We start from the raw sequence: 16153 nt of genomic DNA, 5'->3' as shown, positions 1-16153 counted from the left end.
ACTCAGCATTGCGCCCTTCGTCGCGGCGAGCAAGAGGGATTGGCTTATTTGTATTGTTATACTATAACATAAAAGCACAGCCCGACCCGCGAACCGTTTCCCATGACCGAACAAGATTTGTTGGCCCAACCAGCGGCCGACTACATGAATGAGGCCCAACAGCGCTTCTTCCGCGAGCTGTTGCTGGCCCAGCGCGATGACCTGCAAGCCCGTATCGATGCTGAGTTCCAGGCGCTGCGCGAGCAGGAAACCAACAGCGACCTGGCGGATATCGGCAGTGCCGAAGAACAACGCCAGTGGCAATTGCGCCTGCTGGAGCGCGAAAAGAAGCTGCTGGACAAGATCGACGACGCCCTGGAGCTGCTGGCCCGTGGCGAATACGGCTGGTGCCGTGAAACCGGTGAACCCATCGGCCTGCAACGCCTGCTGCTGCGTCCCACTGCCACCTTATGTATCGAAGCCAAAGAACGTGAAGAGCTGCGCGAACGCCATAAACGGGCAGTTTGACCGGCCAACCTTGATGAGGAATACCTGATGCCCAATCGTCTCCCCGTGACCGTGTTGTCCGGCTTTCTCGGCGCCGGTAAAAGTACGCTGCTCAACTATGTCCTGCGCAACCGCGACAACCTGCGGGTGGCGGTGATCGTCAACGACATGAGCGAAATCAACATCGACGGCAGCGAGGTGCAGCGTGATGTCACGCTCAATCGTTCGGAAGAAAAACTGGTGGAAATGAGCAACGGCTGCATCTGCTGCACCTTGCGTGAAGACTTGCTTGAAGAAGTGGGAAAACTCGCCAAGGAAGGTCGTTTCGATTACCTGCTGATCGAATCCACCGGTATTTCCGAACCTTTGCCCGTGGCCGAAACCTTCACTTTTCGCGATGAAAACGAGCAGAGCCTGGCCGACATTGCACGCCTGGACACCATGGTCACTGTGGTCGACGGTATGAATTTCCTGCTCGACTACCAGGCTGCAGAAAGCCTGGCTTCACGGGGCGAAACCCTCGGTGAGGAGGATGAACGTTCCATCACCGACCTGTTGATCGAACAGATCGAATTCGCCGACGTCATCCTCATCAGCAAGATCGACCTGATCAGCAGCCGCGAGCGCGAAGAACTGATGGCCATCCTCGAGCGCCTCAACGCCCAGGCGGAAATCATCCCGATGGTCATGGGCGAAGTGCCGCTGAACAAGATCCTCAACACTGGCCGTTTCGACTTCGAACGCGCCGCCCAGGCCCCGGGCTGGTTGCAGGAATTGCGCGGTGAGCATGTGCCGGAAACCGAAGAATACGGCATAGCGTCCACGGCTTACCGTGCGCGCCGGCCTTTCCATCCACAGCGGTTTTTCGACTTTATCGACCGCCCCTGGGTCAACGGCAAGCTGTTGCGCTCCAAGGGTTTCTTCTGGTTGGCGAGCAAACATCAGGATGCGGGCAGTTGGTCCCAGGCGGGTGGCTTGATGCGTCATGGGTTTGCCGGGCGTTGGTGGCGCTTTGTGCCGAAAAGCCAGTGGCCGCAGGACGAAGAAAGCGTGGCGGCAATCATGGCTAACTGGCAGTTGAGCACCGGCGACTGCCGTCAGGAACTGGTGTTTATCGGGCAAAACATCGACTTTGCCCAGATGCGTGCCGAGCTGGACGCCTGCTTGCTCAACGATGAAGAAATGGCCCTGGGTGTCGAAGGTTGGCGCCAGATGCCCGACCCCTTTGGCCCTTGGTATGAGCAGGTAGCCTGATGCTGGCCCCGGTGATTCCCCTGCGCCCAGTCATCCGCCAAAGCTTCGGAGAAACGCCGCTGGCGCTGTCCGACATCCTCAATGATGGCGTCAACCTGGCGATCTGGCAGCGCCAACTGCCCCTGCATATCGCCGAGTTTGGCGCTTTGCTGGTGGCGCTCAATGAGCCACTGGCCGAATCCTTGGTGATCGAGTTGAGCAACGAAGACACGGTGCCGAACTTGCGGGGTTTGGCGTCCAGTTGTCGTGATCTTGAAGGTTACGACGGGTTTATCGCCGATGTGTCGTGGCTGGTCAGTGCCTTCGCTTGCCTGCTCGGTGCCAAACGCATCGGCGTGCGCTTACGGCTGTTGGACAAGGCCATGTGCCCGCGCTTTCACGTCGATCACGTGCCGGTTCGGCTGATCACCACGTACGCCGGTATCGGTAGCCAATGGTTGCGCGAAGGTGTCATGGACCGGCGCACATTGAGCCAGGCGGATGCCGAGCCCACTGAGCGTATCGAGCAGTTCCACTGCGGTGAAGTGGCGCTGCTCAAGGGCACCAAATGGCACGGCAATGAAGGGCACGGCCTGATCCATCGTTCGCCGGCGCTCAAGGCCGATGAACGACGGTTGATTCTGACGCTGGATTGGCTGGCATAACCGCGTAGGATCAAACGCTCTAAACGGCCTGAACCATGCCTCTTATGCTGCAGAACATTCCTACCCATGTGATTGCCGGGCCCTTGGGCGCCGGCAAGACCAGCTTGATCAAGCACCTGCTTGCCCAACGCCCGGCCAACGAGCGTTGGGCGGTGCTGATCAACGAGTTCGGCCAGATCGGCCTGGATGCTGCCCTACTTACCCAAGACGATGACGGTATCGCCTTGGGCGAGGTGGCGGGCGGCTGTTTGTGCTGTGTGAACGGCGCACCGTTCCAGGTAGGGCTGGGCCGTTTGTTGCGTAAGGCCAAGCCGGATCGGCTGTTTATCGAGCCCTCAGGCCTGGGCCATCCGGCGCAACTGCTCAAGCAACTGCGGCAGGCGCCATGGCAAGGCGTGCTGGCGGTGCAGCCGTGTGTGCTGGTACTCGATGCCCAGGCGTTGGCGGCGGGCAGGCCGTTGCCGAAGGCACAGCGGGAGGCGTTGGCCAGTGCTGGCCTGCTGGTGCTGAACAAGGATGAGACGCTGACCGCGGTGCAACGTCGGGCGATTGAAGCGCAATTACCCGATTGCCCGCTCCATTGGACACGCCAGGCGCAATTGCCACTCGACCGGTTGCCCGGTTTGAAAGCACAGGCCCAAGGCGCTGTGGATAACTTCGCGGTGTCTGAAGCAGTGGGGCAAATGCCGGCGATCTGGAGCGACCCTGGGCTGCCGATTTGTCTGAGCCAGAGCCAGGAGGGCGGCTGGAGCATCGGCTGGCGCTGGCACCCAAGCCAGCGATTCGATGTCAGCCGTCTGCATCAGTGGCTCTCAAGTCTTCACTGGCGCCGTGCCAAACTGGTTATCCACAGTGTCGAGGGTTGGGTGTCCGCCAACGCTGTGGATAACACTCCACTGGACTGGCAACCCAGCGCATGGCGGCGCGATTCGCGGGTTGAATTGATCTTCAGTGAACCACAGGACGTGGCCGCCTTGCAGAGCGCCCTGGCAGCCTGCCGTTACTGATGTTTCTTGCTGGCGTGATCCTGGCGCCACTGGCTCAACTCGATGATCTCGGCACTGGGCAGCGGCTCCTTGGTTTGGAACGGGTAGGGCGCCAGTTCGATCTGCGCACTGTGGGCGCCAAATTGGGTGATGACCCCGGCATGCCGGGTTTCGCCGGTCACGGTGAACTCGAAATTATAAATACGCGCCAAGCGTCGGCGGCCATTGGCATCCTTGACGAAACCGATGCGTTTAAGTGCCACGGCACCGTCGAGCAGCTCGATATCGAGCTTGGCGCAATGCTGCTTGACCCGCGCCAGCGCCCGTTCACGCAGGCCGTGGTTGTGCCAAACCCAGGCGGCGCCGGTCGCCAGCAGCATCAAGACGAAGATGTTTCCCAGGGTCAGCATTCCATGAACTCCAACAAAGTGAGCGCAGCTTAACTGTGTCGCCGGTCTGTCGTACAGGCTGCGTTTAGTCGCATACTGCTCGACCAGAAATTCAACGGTTTTACGGAAATCTCCCGCATGAAACGTACACCTCACCTGCTTGCGATCCAGTCTCATGTGGTCTTCGGCCACGCCGGAAACAGCGCCGCCGTGTTCCCCATGCAGCGGGTCGGGGTGAACGTCTGGCCGCTCAACACGGTGCAGTTCTCCAACCACACACAGTATGGACAGTGGGCGGGCGAAGTGCTGGCGCCGCAGCAAATTCCTGCATTGGTGGAGGGCATTGCCGCGATCGGCGAGCTGGGCAACTGTGATGCGGTGCTGTCCGGATACCTGGGCAGTGCAGACCAGGGCCGCGCCATCCTCAGCGGTGTGGCGCGCATCAAGGCGATCAACCCCAAGGCGCTGTACCTGTGCGACCCGGTGATGGGCCACCCGGAAAAGGGTTGCATCGTGCCGCAGGAGGTCAGCGATTTCCTCTTGGATGAAGCCGCCGCCATGGCGGACTTCCTGTGCCCCAACCAACTGGAACTGGACAGTTTTGCCGGGCGCAAGCCGCAATCGCTGTTCGATTGCCTGGCGATGGCCAAGGCCTTGCTGGCGCGCGGGCCCAAGGCGGTGTTGGTCAAGCACCTGGATTACCCAGGCAAACTGCCAGAAGGGTTTGAAATGCTGTTGGTGACGGCTGATGGCAGTTGGCACTTACGTCGGCCACTGCTGGCGTTTCCGCGTCAGCCAGTGGGCGTGGGCGACCTGACGTCGGGGCTGTTCCTGGCGCGGGTACTGTTGGGTGATAGCCTGGTGGCTGCCTTTGAATTCACCGCCGCGGCCGTGCATGAAGTGCTGCTGGAAACCCAGGCCTGCGCCAGTTATGAACTGGAACTGGTGCGGGCCCAGGACCGTATTGCCCATCCGCGTGTGCGCTTCGAAGCCACACCGATCAGCCTGTAAGCACACAAAACCCATTTTGATTGGGTTTACAAATTACGGCGCGTCGGCTTTGATTTCCCGGTAGCGCTTTTCCAATTCCTGGCGAATCTGCCGACGCTGCTGAGCCTGCACAAAGCGGCGCTTGTCTTCGCTGTTCTGCGGCTGCAACGGCGGTACAGCGGCAGGTTTGCGCTGGTCGTCCACGGCCACCATGGTGAAGAAGCAGCTGTTGGTATGGCGCACCGAGCGTTCACGGATGTTCTCGGTCACCACCTTGATGCCCACTTCCATCGACGTATTGCCGGTGTAGTTGACTGACGCCAGGAAGGTCACCAGTTCACCGACATGGATCGGCTCGCGAAAGATCACCTGGTCTACTGACAGCGTGACCACATAACGACCGGCATAACGGCTGGCGCAGGCATAGGCCACTTCGTCGAGGTACTTGAGCAGCGTACCGCCGTGCACATTGCCAGAGAAGTTGGCCATGTCAGGGGTCATCAGTACCGTCATCGACAGCTGGGCGTTTCCGGGTTCCATAGCACACTCACGGGTTGTAGGCATTGGTTGGGGGGAAGGCACCTCTGCGGGTACTCAAGGTCTTTGCAGCGCCATCCCTAACGGGACGCCGTCAGGCGGCTTGCCGTCACGCGCGCAGCGATCTGTTTCCATATATTGCACCGGCTTTCCAGCAGAAGTCGCGGTGTTACCCTTCAAAAGCCCTTCTCAGGGCTTTTCTTACGATCAAGGCAGACTTTTCCGACCCTACAAAGGCGCGGCCGGAAGTGGGAAAAGCGCCGGCACCCTCAAGGAGCCCCTCGCCATGCACGCCATCAGCTTTATCCAGGACTTGGCCGTGATCATGCTGGTGGCAGGGGTGGTCACCATCCTGTTTCACCGCTTCAAGCAGCCGGTGGTGTTGGGCTACATCGTCGCCGGCTTCATTATCGGCCCCCACACCCCGCCGTTTGGCCTGATCCACGATGAAGACACGATCAAGACCCTGGCGGAGCTGGGGGTCATCTTCCTGATGTTCTGCCTGGGCCTGGAATTCAGCCTGCGCAAGCTATTCAAAGTCGGGGCCACGGCGTTTATCGCGGCGTTCCTGGAAATCGTGCTGATGATCTGGATCGGCTACGAGATCGGTCGGTGGTTCGACTGGAGCACCATGGACTCGCTGTTCCTCGGTGCGATCCTGGCGATCTCCTCGACCACCATTATCGTCAAGGCCCTCAACGACCTGAAGATGAAAGACCAGCGGTTCGCCCAGCTGATTTTCGGTGTGCTGATTGTCGAGGACATCCTGGGTATCGGCATCATTGCCTTGCTGTCGAGCATCGCGGTGAGTGGCACGGTCAGCTCCGGCGAGGTGTTCTCCACGGTCGGCAAGCTCTCGCTGTTCATGATCGTCGCGCTGGTGATTGGTATTTTGCTGGTGCCGCGCCTGCTGGCTTATGTGGCCAAGTTTGAAAGCAACGAGATGCTGCTGATCACGGTATTGGGGCTGTGCTTTGGTTTCTGCCTGCTGGTGGTGAAGTTGGAATACAGCATGGTGCTCGGGGCCTTTCTGATCGGCGCAATCATGGCTGAATCCCGCCAGTTGATTAAGATTGAACGCCTGATCGAACCCGTTCGCGACATGTTCAGCGCGATTTTCTTCGTGGCGATTGGCTTGATGATCGACCCGCAGATCCTGCTGCAATACGCCTGGCCCATTGCGGTGATCACCGTCGCCGTGGTGCTGGGCAAGATGCTGTCTTGCGGGCTGGGCGCGTTTATCGCCGGCAACGATGGCCGCACCTCGCTGCGGGTGGGTATGGGGCTGTCACAAATTGGCGAATTTTCTTTCATCATCGCGGCGCTGGGGATGACCCTGCAGGTCACCAGCGACTTTCTGTACCCCGTGGCGGTGGCCGTTTCGGCGATCACCACGCTGCTGACGCCCTACCTGATTCGTGGCGCGGACCCACTGTCGTTGAAGATCGCGGCGGTGATGCCCAAGCGTATGAGCCGAGTGTTCGGCATGTATGGCGAATGGCTGCGCAGCATTCAGCCTCAGGGCGAGGGGGCGATGTTGGCCGCGATGATCCGCAAGATCATCCTGCAGGTTGGGGTAAACCTGGCGTTGGTGATCGCGATCTTCTTTGCCGGCAGTTTTTTCGCGGGGCGCATCGGTGGGTACCTGGAGGGCTGGATCAGCGATCAAAGTTGGCAGAAAGCGTTGATCTGGGGCGGGGCGCTGCTGGTGTCGTTGCCGTTTCTGATTGCGGCGTATCGCAAGCTCAAGGCGTTGTCGATGCTGCTGGCGGAGATGAGCGTGAAGCCGGAAATGGCCGGGCGGCATACCCAGCGTGTGCGCCGGGTGATTGCCGAGCTGATCCCCATCTTGTCGCTGCTGGTGATCTTCCTGCTATTGGCAGCCTTGTCGGCCAGTATTCTGCCGACCAACAAGTTGCTGGTGCTGATTGCCGTGGTCACGGCGGCGGTGGCGGCAGTGCTCTGGCGCTGGTTTATCCGTGTGCATACGCGGATGCAGGTTGCGTTGCTGGAGACGCTGGATAACCACAAAGATACACAGTAGGAGCGAGCTTGCTCGCGAAGAACGTTAACGATAACGCGGCAAACCTGACACCCAGCGGCGCCCTCAGGTTTCTCGCGAGCAAGCTCGGCTCCTACAAGGGACTCAGCTTTCCAGCCAGACGTCCCGGGCCCAGTGCCACACCGATTCCCAGGATTCTTCGGTGACGATTTCTTCTTCGCCAGACCACAGCACCACGGTGCCGTCTTCTTCGACGCAGTAGTAGTCGTCACCGTCTTGGCAGATTGGGATCAGCTCACGGGGTACACCAAAGTCCCAGGCGTTTGCAGCCACTTCAGGCAGGTAGGTATGGGAGCCTGGGTCGGTAATGGTCACTGGCTCCAAGCTGCCGTACACCACATCACTGACGGTCAGCAGGAATTCCTTGAAGACGAACGGAATATTGATGAACAGCTGTTCTTCAACTTCCACCAGTTGGTCTTCGTCAGGTAGCTCCAAAGGAACCGGGACCGGTTCGTTGGCTTCACGCAGTTGTTCGATGATTTCTTCCACGGCCGGGATCCTCTTGCTAGATGGCGCGGTTTATAGGGGCGTTTTATACAGTAGCTCGCTATAAGTGCAACCGTGAAATAGAAAACCCCGGACATGTCCGGGGTTTTTGTTACCGCTTGCTCAACCGCGCAGGTATTAGCCGTTCTGGCGGATACCGGCGACCAGCCATGGCTGGTCGTCGCCCTGGGCGCGTTCCATGTTCCAGCTTTCGCTGAACACTTCGCCCTGGTCGAAACGCGAGGACTTCGACACACCGCTGAAGGTCAGGGTGGCGATGGTCTTGTCGGCGCGATCATCCACGCCGTCGAGCTGTACGCGCAGGTCGTCGATGTAGGTCGACTGGAACCCGTCACCGATTTCGGCACGTTCGCGCTTGAGGAACTCCAGCAGCTGCGGGGTCACGAACTCGGAGATCTTGTCCATTTCGTTGGCGTCCCAGTGCTGTTGCAGGGACTGGAAGTGGCTGCGGGCCGCTTCGACGAAACGCTCTTCGTTGAACCAGGCCGGTGCGTTGATCACCGGACGGGCGGCAGGGGCTGGCGAACCACCGAAGATCGAACCCATGGCAGGCTTTTGCTCGAACGCTTCACGCTGCATCGGCGCGCCGGCTGGAGCCAGGTGCTCCTGCTGCTTGCGGCGACGGGCGGCGATAAAGCGGAAGACCAAAAAGGCGATGACGCCCATGATCAGGATGTCGAAGATCTGCATGCCCTGGAAGCCGTCGCCCATGAACATGGACGCCAGCAGGCCACCGGCGGCGATGCCAGCCAGTGGGCCCAGCCAGCGCGAAGCACCGCCGGCCTTGGCAGCAGCGCCAGCGGCACCGGCTGCGCCTGCAGTCGCCGCAGCACCGCCCGCACCGGCGGATGGAGCCATTTGGCTGGTCTGGTGAGTCGGTGCCGCGCCCGAGCTTTTGCCGCCACCGAAGCGTTTGGCGTTGGCGTCGAGGCTCATCGTCAGGCCGATGCACAACGCCATGGCGATGCTAAGAAAACGTTTCATATAGGGAATTCCCATTTGTGGATTGCACGCGCGCCATGTTGCACAGGTGTCGTGGCAGTGGCTAGCGGCATAATGTTTCGGGCTTTTGCGTAAGATCAAATCCGAAGGGTCTGTAGGACTAATTACAGATATTGGCCCACACGCGTGAAATACAAGGGCGCAGCCGTATCTTCCTGTAGGAGCGAGCTTGCTCGCGAAAATCGTCAACGATTACGCGGGCATTCTGGATGAACGCATTGTCTGGGCGTTCTTCGCGAGCAAGCTCGCTCCTACAGGAGTGGGGTTCAGACCGCTTCGAGCTTGGCGTAACCCATCATCAGCCACTTGCTGCCCTCGGCGAAGTTCACCTGCACCCGGGCCTGGGCGCCGGCGCCTTCGAAGTTGAGGATCACGCCTTCGCCGAAGATCGCATGTTTGACCTGCTGGCCCAGGCTGAACGGGGTTTCCGGTATTTCGGAGCCGGCAAACATGCTGCTGGAGTTCTGTTGCTGGCCACCGCCGAACGGGCGGCTGACGCTGTTGGACAAGCGAACTTCCTGGATCAGGCCCTTTGGCACCTCACGTACGAAGCGCGACACCTTATTGTAGGTTTCGCTGCCGTACAGACGTCGGGTCTCGGCGTAGGTCATCACCAGGTTCTGCATCGCCCGGGTAATGCCCACGTAGGCCAGGCGGCGTTCTTCTTCAAGACGGCCAGGTTCTTCCAGGCTCATCTTGTGAGGGAACAGGCCTTCTTCCATGCCCACCAAGAACACGTAAGGGAATTCCAGGCCCTTGGCGCTGTGCAAGGTCATCAGCTGGATGCTGTCTTCATGCTCATCGGCCTGGGTATCGCCGGCTTCCAGCGAGGCGTGGCCCAGGAAGGCGGCGAGCGGCGTCAGCTCTTCGTCGTCATCGGTGTTTTCGAACGCACGGGCGGCGCTGACCAGCTCCTCAAGGTTTTCTACCCGAGCCTGGCCTTTCTCGCCTTTTTCCGCTTCGTGATAGGCGATCAGCCCGGACTGCTCGATGACAGTCTGAGTCATCAGGTGCAGCGGCATCTCTGCGCACTTGGCCGCCAGGTTCTCGATCAGCTCGACGAACACCCCCAACGCCCCGGCAGCACGGCCAGTCAGGCCTTTGTTGGCGATCAGCAAGCGCATGGCTTCCCACATCGACACATCGGCATGGCGCGCATGGTCGCGGATCGCTTCGACGGTTTTCTCGCCAATGCCACGCGCCGGGATATTGATCACCCGCTCCAGCGCCGCATCGTTACCCCGGCCTTCAAGCAAGCGCAGGTAGGCCATGGCGTTCTTGATTTCGGCACGTTCAAAGAAGCGCTGGCCGCCGTAGATGCGGTACGGGATGCGCTCGCGCAGCAAGGCTTCCTCCAGCACCCGCGATTGGGCGTTGGAACGGTACAGGATCGCGATATCGCTACGGGCCAGGCCGGTTTTCAGTGCGCTTTCGATGGTTTCCACCACGTAGCGCGCTTCATCGTGCTCATTGAACGCCGCGTACAGGTTGATCGCTTCGCCTTCGCCGCCGTCGGTCCACAGCTCTTTGCCCAGGCGCCCGGTGTTGTTGGCGATCAAGGCGTTGGCCGCCTTGAGGATCCCGGCGGTGGAGCGGTAATTCTGCTCCAGGCGGATGGTCACCGCGTCCGGGAAGTCTTCGGAATACTGGTAGATGTTCTCGATTTTCGCGCCGCGCCAGCCGTAGATCGACTGGTCGTCATCGCCCACCACCATCAGGCTGTCGCCGCCCTTGGCCAGCAGGCGCAACCAGGCGTACTGCACGGCGTTGGTGTCCTGGAACTCGTCCACCAGAATGTGGCGGAAGCGTTTCTGGTAATGAGCCAGCAAACCGGGGTTGTCGCGCCACAGGTCGAGGGCACGCAACAGCAGTTCGGAGAAGTCGATGACGCCGGCGCGCACGCAGGCCGCTTCATAGGCTTCATAAATGCTGCGCATGGTGGCCAGGAACAGGTCGCCGCTGGCCTGGATATGTTGCGGGCGCAGGCCTTCGTCTTTCTGGCCGTTGATAAACCACTGCGCCTGGCGCGCCGGCCAGCGTTGTTCGTCTAGGCCCAGCTCGCGGATCACGCGCTTGACCAGGCGTTGCTGGTCGTCGCTGTCGAGAATCTGGAAGGTCTGGCTCAGCCCCGCTTCCTGCCAATGCGCCCGCAACAGGCGGTGCGCCAGGCCGTGGAACGTGCCCACCCACATGCCGGCCGGGCTGATGCCCATCAACTGCTCGATGCGATGACGCATCTCGGCAGCGGCCTTGTTGGTGAAGGTCACCGACAGGATGGAATGCGGGGACGCGTTTTCGACCTGGATCAACCAGGCGATACGGTGCACCAGCACTCGGGTTTTACCGGAGCCAGCACCGGCCAGGACCAACTGACGGCCAACGGGGGCCGCTACGGCCTGGCGTTGGGCATCGTTGAGGGAGTTCAGCAAAAGAGAGAGATCATCGCGCATCGACGCATTCTATGGGCCTTGGGGGGCCTGGGCAAATCCCAATGCCGGATGGTCGATGCAAAACGCCTGCACGTTAGCGCCGGGGCGAGCATTCTGGCGGGAGTGATGACCGGTTGGTCATCGGCCGCAGCCCGTGCCGCGTCTTGCCCAAGCGGTCTGGGCCAAAGGTTTGCGGCCAATCGCAACAGGTTTTTTATGACTTGTAGCAGTTTGGCCCGGGCGCTTGCTTGTGTATGCTCCGTCGACGTTTCGGGCTCACCATTATAAGAACACCGCCTATGACCCTTAGCACCGACCTGTTTGGCCCTTCGCCGGCCCCCGCACAGGTCATCCGTAAACACTATGCAACCGAAATCGCGGTTGAGCGCACGCGCCTGCTCTATCAAGGCTCGTTGCTGCCTACGCTGCTGATGCTGGTCAATGGCCTGGTCTGCGCCTGGTTGCTGTGGAACCCCGATCAGTACCTGCTGGACAGCGTCTGGCTGCTCTGGCTGCTCGCCCTGGTGGCGATGCGCGTGATCCAAGTGGCGGCCTTTGACTCGGCCATGCCCAGCCGGCAGGCCCAGCCCGTGTGGCGGCGTATGTTCATGCTCGGCTCGGCGGTCAGTGGCCTGACCCTCTCCGTTGCGGCCATTGCCTGGGTGCCCACGGACAGCTTCATGCATCAGGCCTGGGTGTTTGGCCTGATTGGCGCCGCCACCTTGTCGGCCAGCGTGGCCTATGCCGTGAGCCTGTGGGCCTACCTGTCGTTTGCCTTGCCGTGCCTGGTGCCGGCCATCGTCTACCTGTTCTGGGATGGCACCCCGCAGCAACAAGGCTGGGGCGTACTCGGCCTGATCCTGCTGGCGTCCCTGAGCCTGGTCGCGTGGCAGGTCAACCGCCTGATCCAGCGCGGGCTGTTGCGCCGTTTCCAGAACCAGGCCCTGATCGAGCATCTACAGCAGGCGCAGCAACGCAGTGAGCAGTTGAATCTGGAGCTGGTGCGCGAAGTCGAGCAGCGCCGCGAGGTGGAGCAGGACTTGCGTGAAGCCCAGGTCGGCCTGCAAGACCGTGTGGCGCAACGCAGCCAGCAATTGGATGCTGCCAGCCTCGCCTTGAGTAAAAGCGAAGCGCGTCTGGCCATGGCCCTGCAAGCCAGTGAACTGGGCCTGTGGGACTGGAACCTGCAAACCGACGAGGTCCACCACACACAACTCAAAGAGTTGTTTGGCCTGGAGCCCGAATACGTCACGGCGATGCTCAGCCACCTCAAACCGCGCCTGCACCCCGACGATCTGCCCTTGCTCAAGCACGCGCTGGTCGAGCATCTCAAAGGCCGCAGCGAGGACTATCAGGTGGAATACCGGATACGTCATGGCGACGGGCATTGGGTGTGGATCCAAGACCGCGGGCGCGCCGTGGAGCGCACGCCCAGTGGCCGAGTCATCCGTATGCTCGGCACGCGCCGTGACATCAGTGCCGCCAAGGCGGTGGAAGAGCAGCAGCGCCTGGCCTCGACGGTGTTCGAGGCGGCCAGCGAAGGCATTGTGATCCTCGACCCGAACTATGCGTTGATCGCCGTGAACCAGGCGTTCAGCCGCGTCACCGGTTTTGACATCGACGACATGCTTGGCCGCAACGTCGTGGAACTGCCCTGCAGTCGCGATGCGCGGCGGCACTTCCCGCTGATCCGCCAGGCATTGCTCAGCCACGGCACGTGGCAGGGCGAATTGGTGGAGACGCGCAAGAACGGCGAACTGTACCCGCAGTGGCTACAGCTGAACGTGGTGCGCGATGTGCGGGGGAACGTCAGTCATATCGTAGGGTTCTTCGCCGATCTGTCGGCGCGGCGCGAGTCTGAAGAGCGTATGCGCTACCTCACTCACTACGACGAGTTAACCGGCCTGGCCAACCGTTCGCTGTTTCGCGAACGGCTGCGCGAAGCTCACCAGCGCGTGCGCCAAGGCGGTCGCAGCCTCGCGCTGCTGCATATCAACCTCGACCGCTTCAAATTGCTCAATGACAGCCTGGGCCATGAAGTGGCCGACCAACTGCTGCAGAAAATGGCGCGGCGCTTGATCAACGCGCTGCCGGAGGCCGACACCATCGCGCGCCTGTCCGGGGATGAATTCGCCGTGCTGTTCGACGCCTATGGCAACCTATCGAGCCTGGCGCGGGTGGCGACCCGGCTGCTGGCGAAATTGCGCGTGCCGGTGAATGTGGAGGGGCATGAACTGGTGGTCAGCGCCTCGATGGGCGTCAGCCTGTTGCCGGATAACGCGCGGGAAATTTCTGCGCTGGTCAGCCAAGCGAATATGGCGATGCAGCATGCCAAGCACTTGGGCGGGAATAATTTCCAGTTCTTCACCGACAGCCTGCAAGCCAGCACCCTGGAGCGTTTGCAGCTGGAAAACCACCTGCGCAAAGCCATCGACGAGCGTCAGCTCACGGTGTTCTACCAACCCAAGCTGTGCCTGGCCACTGGCAAGCTGAAGGCTGCCGAGGCGTTGGTCCGCTGGGAGCATCCGCAGTGGGGCATGGTGCCGCCGGGTGACTTTATCGGTTTGGCGGAAGAAACCGGCTTGATCGTGCCGTTGGGCGAATTTGTGCTGCGCCAGGCCTGCTGGCAGGCCTGCGAATGGCAGCGCCAGGGGCTGGCGCCGATTCGCGTGTCGGTCAACCTGTCGGTGCATCAGTTGCGCCAGGGCAAGCTGGTCAGCCTGGTGCGCCAAGTGCTGGAAGAAACCGCACTGGACCCGCAGTACCTGGAGCTGGAACTGACCGAAAGCCAGTTGCTCGACAGCGTTGAACACATCATCGCCACCTTCCAGCAATTGCGCGACCTGGGGGTGAAGCTGGCCATCGACGACTTTGGCACCGGTTACTCATCCCTCAGCTACCTCAAGCGCATCCCGGTGGACTACGTAAAGATCGACCAGGCCTTTATTCGCGGGCTTGGCCAGGGACGCGAGGATGCGGCCATCACCCGTGCGATCATCGCCATGGCGCACGGGTTGGCGCTCAAGGTAGTGGCCGAAGGTGTGGAGGATCAGCAGCAGCTGGATTTCCTGCGCGGCGAGCAGTGTGACGAGGTACAGGGTTACCTGATCAGCCCGCCCATGCGGGCTGAAGGGCTGGCGGATTTGTTACGCAAAAATGCAGATTTTTCTTAACGCAGCGTAGACCGCCTTTATGGCTACATAGCGCCTGCCCGCTGAATCAGGGGGGAGCGGGGCGATTTAGTGATGCATCGGACGGGCAAAACGACAATTCTTGTAGTATAACTACAAGCTTGCTACATCCCTGGCGTCTGCCAATAACAAGAGTCCTGCCCTTTGAACCTGTTGCAACATATCGCCCAGTCGCGCCACCTGTTACGCAAATCGGAACTCAAGGTTGCCGATCATGTGCTGCTTGACCCTGCGGCCGTGATGCACAGTTCCATGGCCGACCTGGCCCACAGCGTGGGCATCAGTGAGCCGACCATCGTGCGCTTCTGCCGCGCCATTGGTTGCTCCGGGTTTCAGGATCTGAAACTCAAGCTGGCGCAAAGCCTGGCTGCCGGTGCCAGCTTCGGCCAGTTTGCGATCCATGAAGACGACTCCGTCGCCGACTACAGCTTGAAAATCTTCGACACCACCTTGCACACCCTGATGGAAGTGCGTGAGAAGCTCGACCCGGTGGAGCTGCAAAAGGCCGTGACCGCGATGTCCCAGGCCCAGCGCGTGGAGTTCTACGGCTTTGGCGCGTCCGGCGCGGTAGCGGCTGATGCCCAGCACAAGTTCTTCCGCCTGCTGCTGACCGCCGCGGCCTACAGCGACCCGCACATGCAGGCCATGTCGGCGGTGACCTTGAAGCCCACTGACGTGGCCATCTGCATTTCCCAATCGGGTCGCTCCAAAGACCTGCTGATCACCGCCAACCTGGTGCGTGAGAGCGGCGCTTCGCTGATCACCCTGTGCCCGAGCCAGACGCCATTGGCGGAGCTGTCCACGGTGAACCTGGCGATCGACGTGCATGAAGACACCGAAATCTACACGCCGCTGACCTCACGCATTGCCCACCTGGTGGTGATCGACGTGCTGGCGATGGGCGTGGCCATGGCCCGTGGCCCGAGCCTGGTCAACCACCTCAAGAGCGTGAAGCGCAGCTTGCGTAGCCTTCGCCTCTCGCCAAAATCCGTCAAAGCCCTCGACGACTAAGCCCAGGCCATACTTGGTCAAAATGTGGGAGCTGGCTTGCCTGCGATAGCGGTGGGTCAGTTGATAAGGTGGCGACTGGCAGGCTGCTATCGCAGCATAGGTATCTACACATCTTTGGTGTGACGCTGGACCTGTGGCGAGGGAGCTTGCTCACGTGACGGACTGACAGCCGACGCTGATCTAACTGACACGCCACGATCCAAATGTGGGAGCTGGCTTGCCTGCGAAGACGGTCTGACAGGCGACACAGTGGGATTGTGTACATATCCATTGCTGCGGTAACGGCCGCTTAGGGTTCCGCCCTGACGGCGGCTCACTTTTGAACAGCGCAAAAGTAAGCAAAACGCTCTTGCCCCACCACTCGGCACCTCGCTTAGGCTCGGTGTGCCCGTAATCCGCCAGTGATTTGGGGGGCCGCCGCCACGCGCCATCCATGGCGCGGGGCGGCTAAACCGGCATCCCTGCCGGTTTACCCCCCAAATCACTGGCGAATTACGGCCAGCGTGGTTTAACGGGGCGCCTAAGATCAAAAGCAGATCAAGATCAAGAGCGGCTCGCTTCGCATCGTAGTTACCGTTGGCTGCTACAGGCTACAAAGTGTGTAGATACCTATGGCTATCGCAGGCAAGCCTCTCCCACATGGGTTTGCGCCATATGCGCAA

General features: G+C 60.7%; 13 protein-coding genes. 8 read left to right on the top strand and 5 right to left on the bottom strand.

Going from position 1 to position 16153, the window contains the following annotated elements:
- Positions 1–102: 102 nt before the first annotated feature.
- The 4 genes from dksA to N2A98_RS26890 are packed head-to-tail and all read left to right on the top strand — an operon-like array spanning position 103 to position 3391.
- Positions 103–507 carry an RNA polymerase-binding protein DksA gene (dksA, locus tag N2A98_RS26905; protein ID WP_047712763.1) on the top strand — a complete coding sequence of 135 codons (405 nt, stop codon included), beginning with the start codon at positions 103–105 and terminating at the stop codon, positions 505–507.
- 27 nt (positions 508–534) lie between these two features.
- The gene (gene zigA / locus N2A98_RS26900; RefSeq protein WP_032894420.1) at positions 535–1740 is read left to right on the top strand and encodes a zinc metallochaperone GTPase ZigA; all 1206 of its coding nucleotides are present in this window, start codon (positions 535–537) and stop codon (positions 1738–1740) included.
- Positions 1740–2384, top strand: a complete 645-nt coding sequence (locus tag N2A98_RS26895) for a DUF1826 domain-containing protein (protein ID WP_275622837.1) — start codon at positions 1740–1742, stop codon at positions 2382–2384. The genes zigA and N2A98_RS26895 overlap by 1 nt, the downstream gene beginning before the upstream one ends.
- Before the next feature lie 44 nt (positions 2385–2428).
- Positions 2429–3391: a CobW family GTP-binding protein gene (locus N2A98_RS26890; RefSeq protein ID WP_275623633.1), complete on the top strand. Its 963-nt coding sequence runs from the start codon at positions 2429–2431 to the stop codon at positions 3389–3391.
- On the opposite strand, the gene N2A98_RS26885 is transcribed toward N2A98_RS26890, so the two are convergent.
- The gene (locus tag N2A98_RS26885; protein WP_044270074.1) at positions 3385–3780 is read right to left on the bottom strand and encodes a DUF3301 domain-containing protein; all 396 of its coding nucleotides are present in this window, start codon (positions 3778–3780) and stop codon (positions 3385–3387) included. The two genes, N2A98_RS26890 and N2A98_RS26885, sit on opposite strands and share 7 nt — an antisense overlap.
- A gap of 117 nt (positions 3781–3897) precedes the next feature.
- Here N2A98_RS26885 and pdxY point away from each other — a divergent pair, with 117 nt between their 5' ends.
- The gene (gene pdxY, locus N2A98_RS26880; RefSeq protein WP_003195749.1) at positions 3898–4770 is read left to right on the top strand and encodes a pyridoxal kinase PdxY; all 873 of its coding nucleotides are present in this window, start codon (positions 3898–3900) and stop codon (positions 4768–4770) included.
- Positions 4771–4803: 33 nt separating this feature from the next.
- On the opposite strand, the gene N2A98_RS26875 is transcribed toward pdxY, so the two are convergent.
- Positions 4804–5289 carry an acyl-CoA thioesterase gene (locus N2A98_RS26875; RefSeq protein WP_003195747.1) on the bottom strand — a complete coding sequence of 162 codons (486 nt, stop codon included), beginning with the start codon at positions 5287–5289 and terminating at the stop codon, positions 4804–4806.
- 283 nt (positions 5290–5572) lie between these two features.
- Between N2A98_RS26875 and N2A98_RS26870 the strand changes: the two genes are divergently transcribed.
- Entirely contained in the window at positions 5573–7330 is a 1758-nt protein-coding gene (locus N2A98_RS26870) for a cation:proton antiporter (RefSeq protein ID WP_047712760.1), read from the top strand.
- 102 nt (positions 7331–7432) lie between these two features.
- Here N2A98_RS26870 and N2A98_RS26865 read toward each other — a convergent pair whose 3' ends face one another.
- The 3 genes from N2A98_RS26865 to uvrD all read right to left on the bottom strand — a co-directional run bounded on the left by N2A98_RS26865 (position 7433) and on the right by uvrD (position 11310).
- Complete coding sequence (locus tag N2A98_RS26865) at positions 7433–7840, bottom strand: SMI1/KNR4 family protein (RefSeq protein ID WP_044270070.1); 408 nt, start codon at positions 7838–7840, stop codon at positions 7433–7435.
- A 135-nt stretch (positions 7841–7975) separates the two neighbouring features.
- Entirely contained in the window at positions 7976–8842 is an 867-nt protein-coding gene (locus N2A98_RS26860) for a Tim44 domain-containing protein (protein WP_044270069.1), read from the bottom strand.
- Positions 8843–9126: 284 nt separating this feature from the next.
- A complete protein-coding gene (uvrD, locus tag N2A98_RS26855; RefSeq protein WP_044270067.1) occupies positions 9127–11310 on the bottom strand; it encodes a DNA helicase II in 2184 nt (727 codons plus the stop codon).
- A 278-nt stretch (positions 11311–11588) separates the two neighbouring features.
- Here uvrD and N2A98_RS26850 point away from each other — a divergent pair, with 278 nt between their 5' ends.
- Positions 11589–14462: an EAL domain-containing protein gene (locus N2A98_RS26850; RefSeq protein ID WP_078804073.1), complete on the top strand. Its 2874-nt coding sequence runs from the start codon at positions 11589–11591 to the stop codon at positions 14460–14462.
- A 162-nt stretch (positions 14463–14624) separates the two neighbouring features.
- Positions 14625–15491 (top strand): transcriptional regulator HexR, encoded by an 867-nt coding sequence (gene hexR / locus N2A98_RS26845; RefSeq protein ID WP_003177007.1) that lies wholly within the window; start codon positions 14625–14627, stop codon positions 15489–15491.
- Positions 15492–16153: the final 662 nt, after the last annotated feature.

The organism is Pseudomonas sp. FJ2-5-13 (assembly GCF_029201605.1).
Lineage (GTDB): Bacteria > Pseudomonadota > Gammaproteobacteria > Pseudomonadales > Pseudomonadaceae > Aquipseudomonas > Aquipseudomonas lactis.
The sequence above is the reverse complement of the archived record's forward strand: the minus strand, read 5'-3'. Positions and strand labels throughout refer to the sequence as shown.

Excerpts from the sequence above, each read along its gene's own strand:
- N2A98_RS26890 (WP_275623633.1), top strand. The coding sequence starts at position 2,429 with ATGCTGCAGAACATTCCTACCCATGTGATTGCCGGGCCCTTGGGCGCC.
- N2A98_RS26870 (WP_047712760.1), top strand. The coding sequence starts at position 5,573 with ATGCACGCCATCAGCTTTATCCAGGACTTGGCCGTGATCATGCTGGTG.
- N2A98_RS26875 (WP_003195747.1), bottom strand. The coding sequence starts at position 5,289 with ATGGAACCCGGAAACGCCCAGCTGTCGATGACGGTACTGATGACCCCT.
- N2A98_RS26850 (WP_078804073.1), top strand. The coding sequence starts at position 11,589 with ATGACCCTTAGCACCGACCTGTTTGGCCCTTCGCCGGCCCCCGCACAG.
- uvrD (WP_044270067.1), bottom strand. The coding sequence starts at position 11,310 with ATGCGCGATGATCTCTCTCTTTTGCTGAACTCCCTCAACGATGCCCAA.
- N2A98_RS26860 (WP_044270069.1), bottom strand. The coding sequence starts at position 8,842 with ATGAAACGTTTTCTTAGCATCGCCATGGCGTTGTGCATCGGCCTGACG.
- N2A98_RS26895 (WP_275622837.1), top strand. The coding sequence starts at position 1,740 with ATGCTGGCCCCGGTGATTCCCCTGCGCCCAGTCATCCGCCAAAGCTTC.
- zigA (WP_032894420.1), top strand. The coding sequence starts at position 535 with ATGCCCAATCGTCTCCCCGTGACCGTGTTGTCCGGCTTTCTCGGCGCC.
- pdxY (WP_003195749.1), top strand. The coding sequence starts at position 3,898 with ATGAAACGTACACCTCACCTGCTTGCGATCCAGTCTCATGTGGTCTTC.
- dksA (WP_047712763.1), top strand. The coding sequence starts at position 103 with ATGACCGAACAAGATTTGTTGGCCCAACCAGCGGCCGACTACATGAAT.
- N2A98_RS26885 (WP_044270074.1), bottom strand. The coding sequence starts at position 3,780 with ATGCTGACCCTGGGAAACATCTTCGTCTTGATGCTGCTGGCGACCGGC.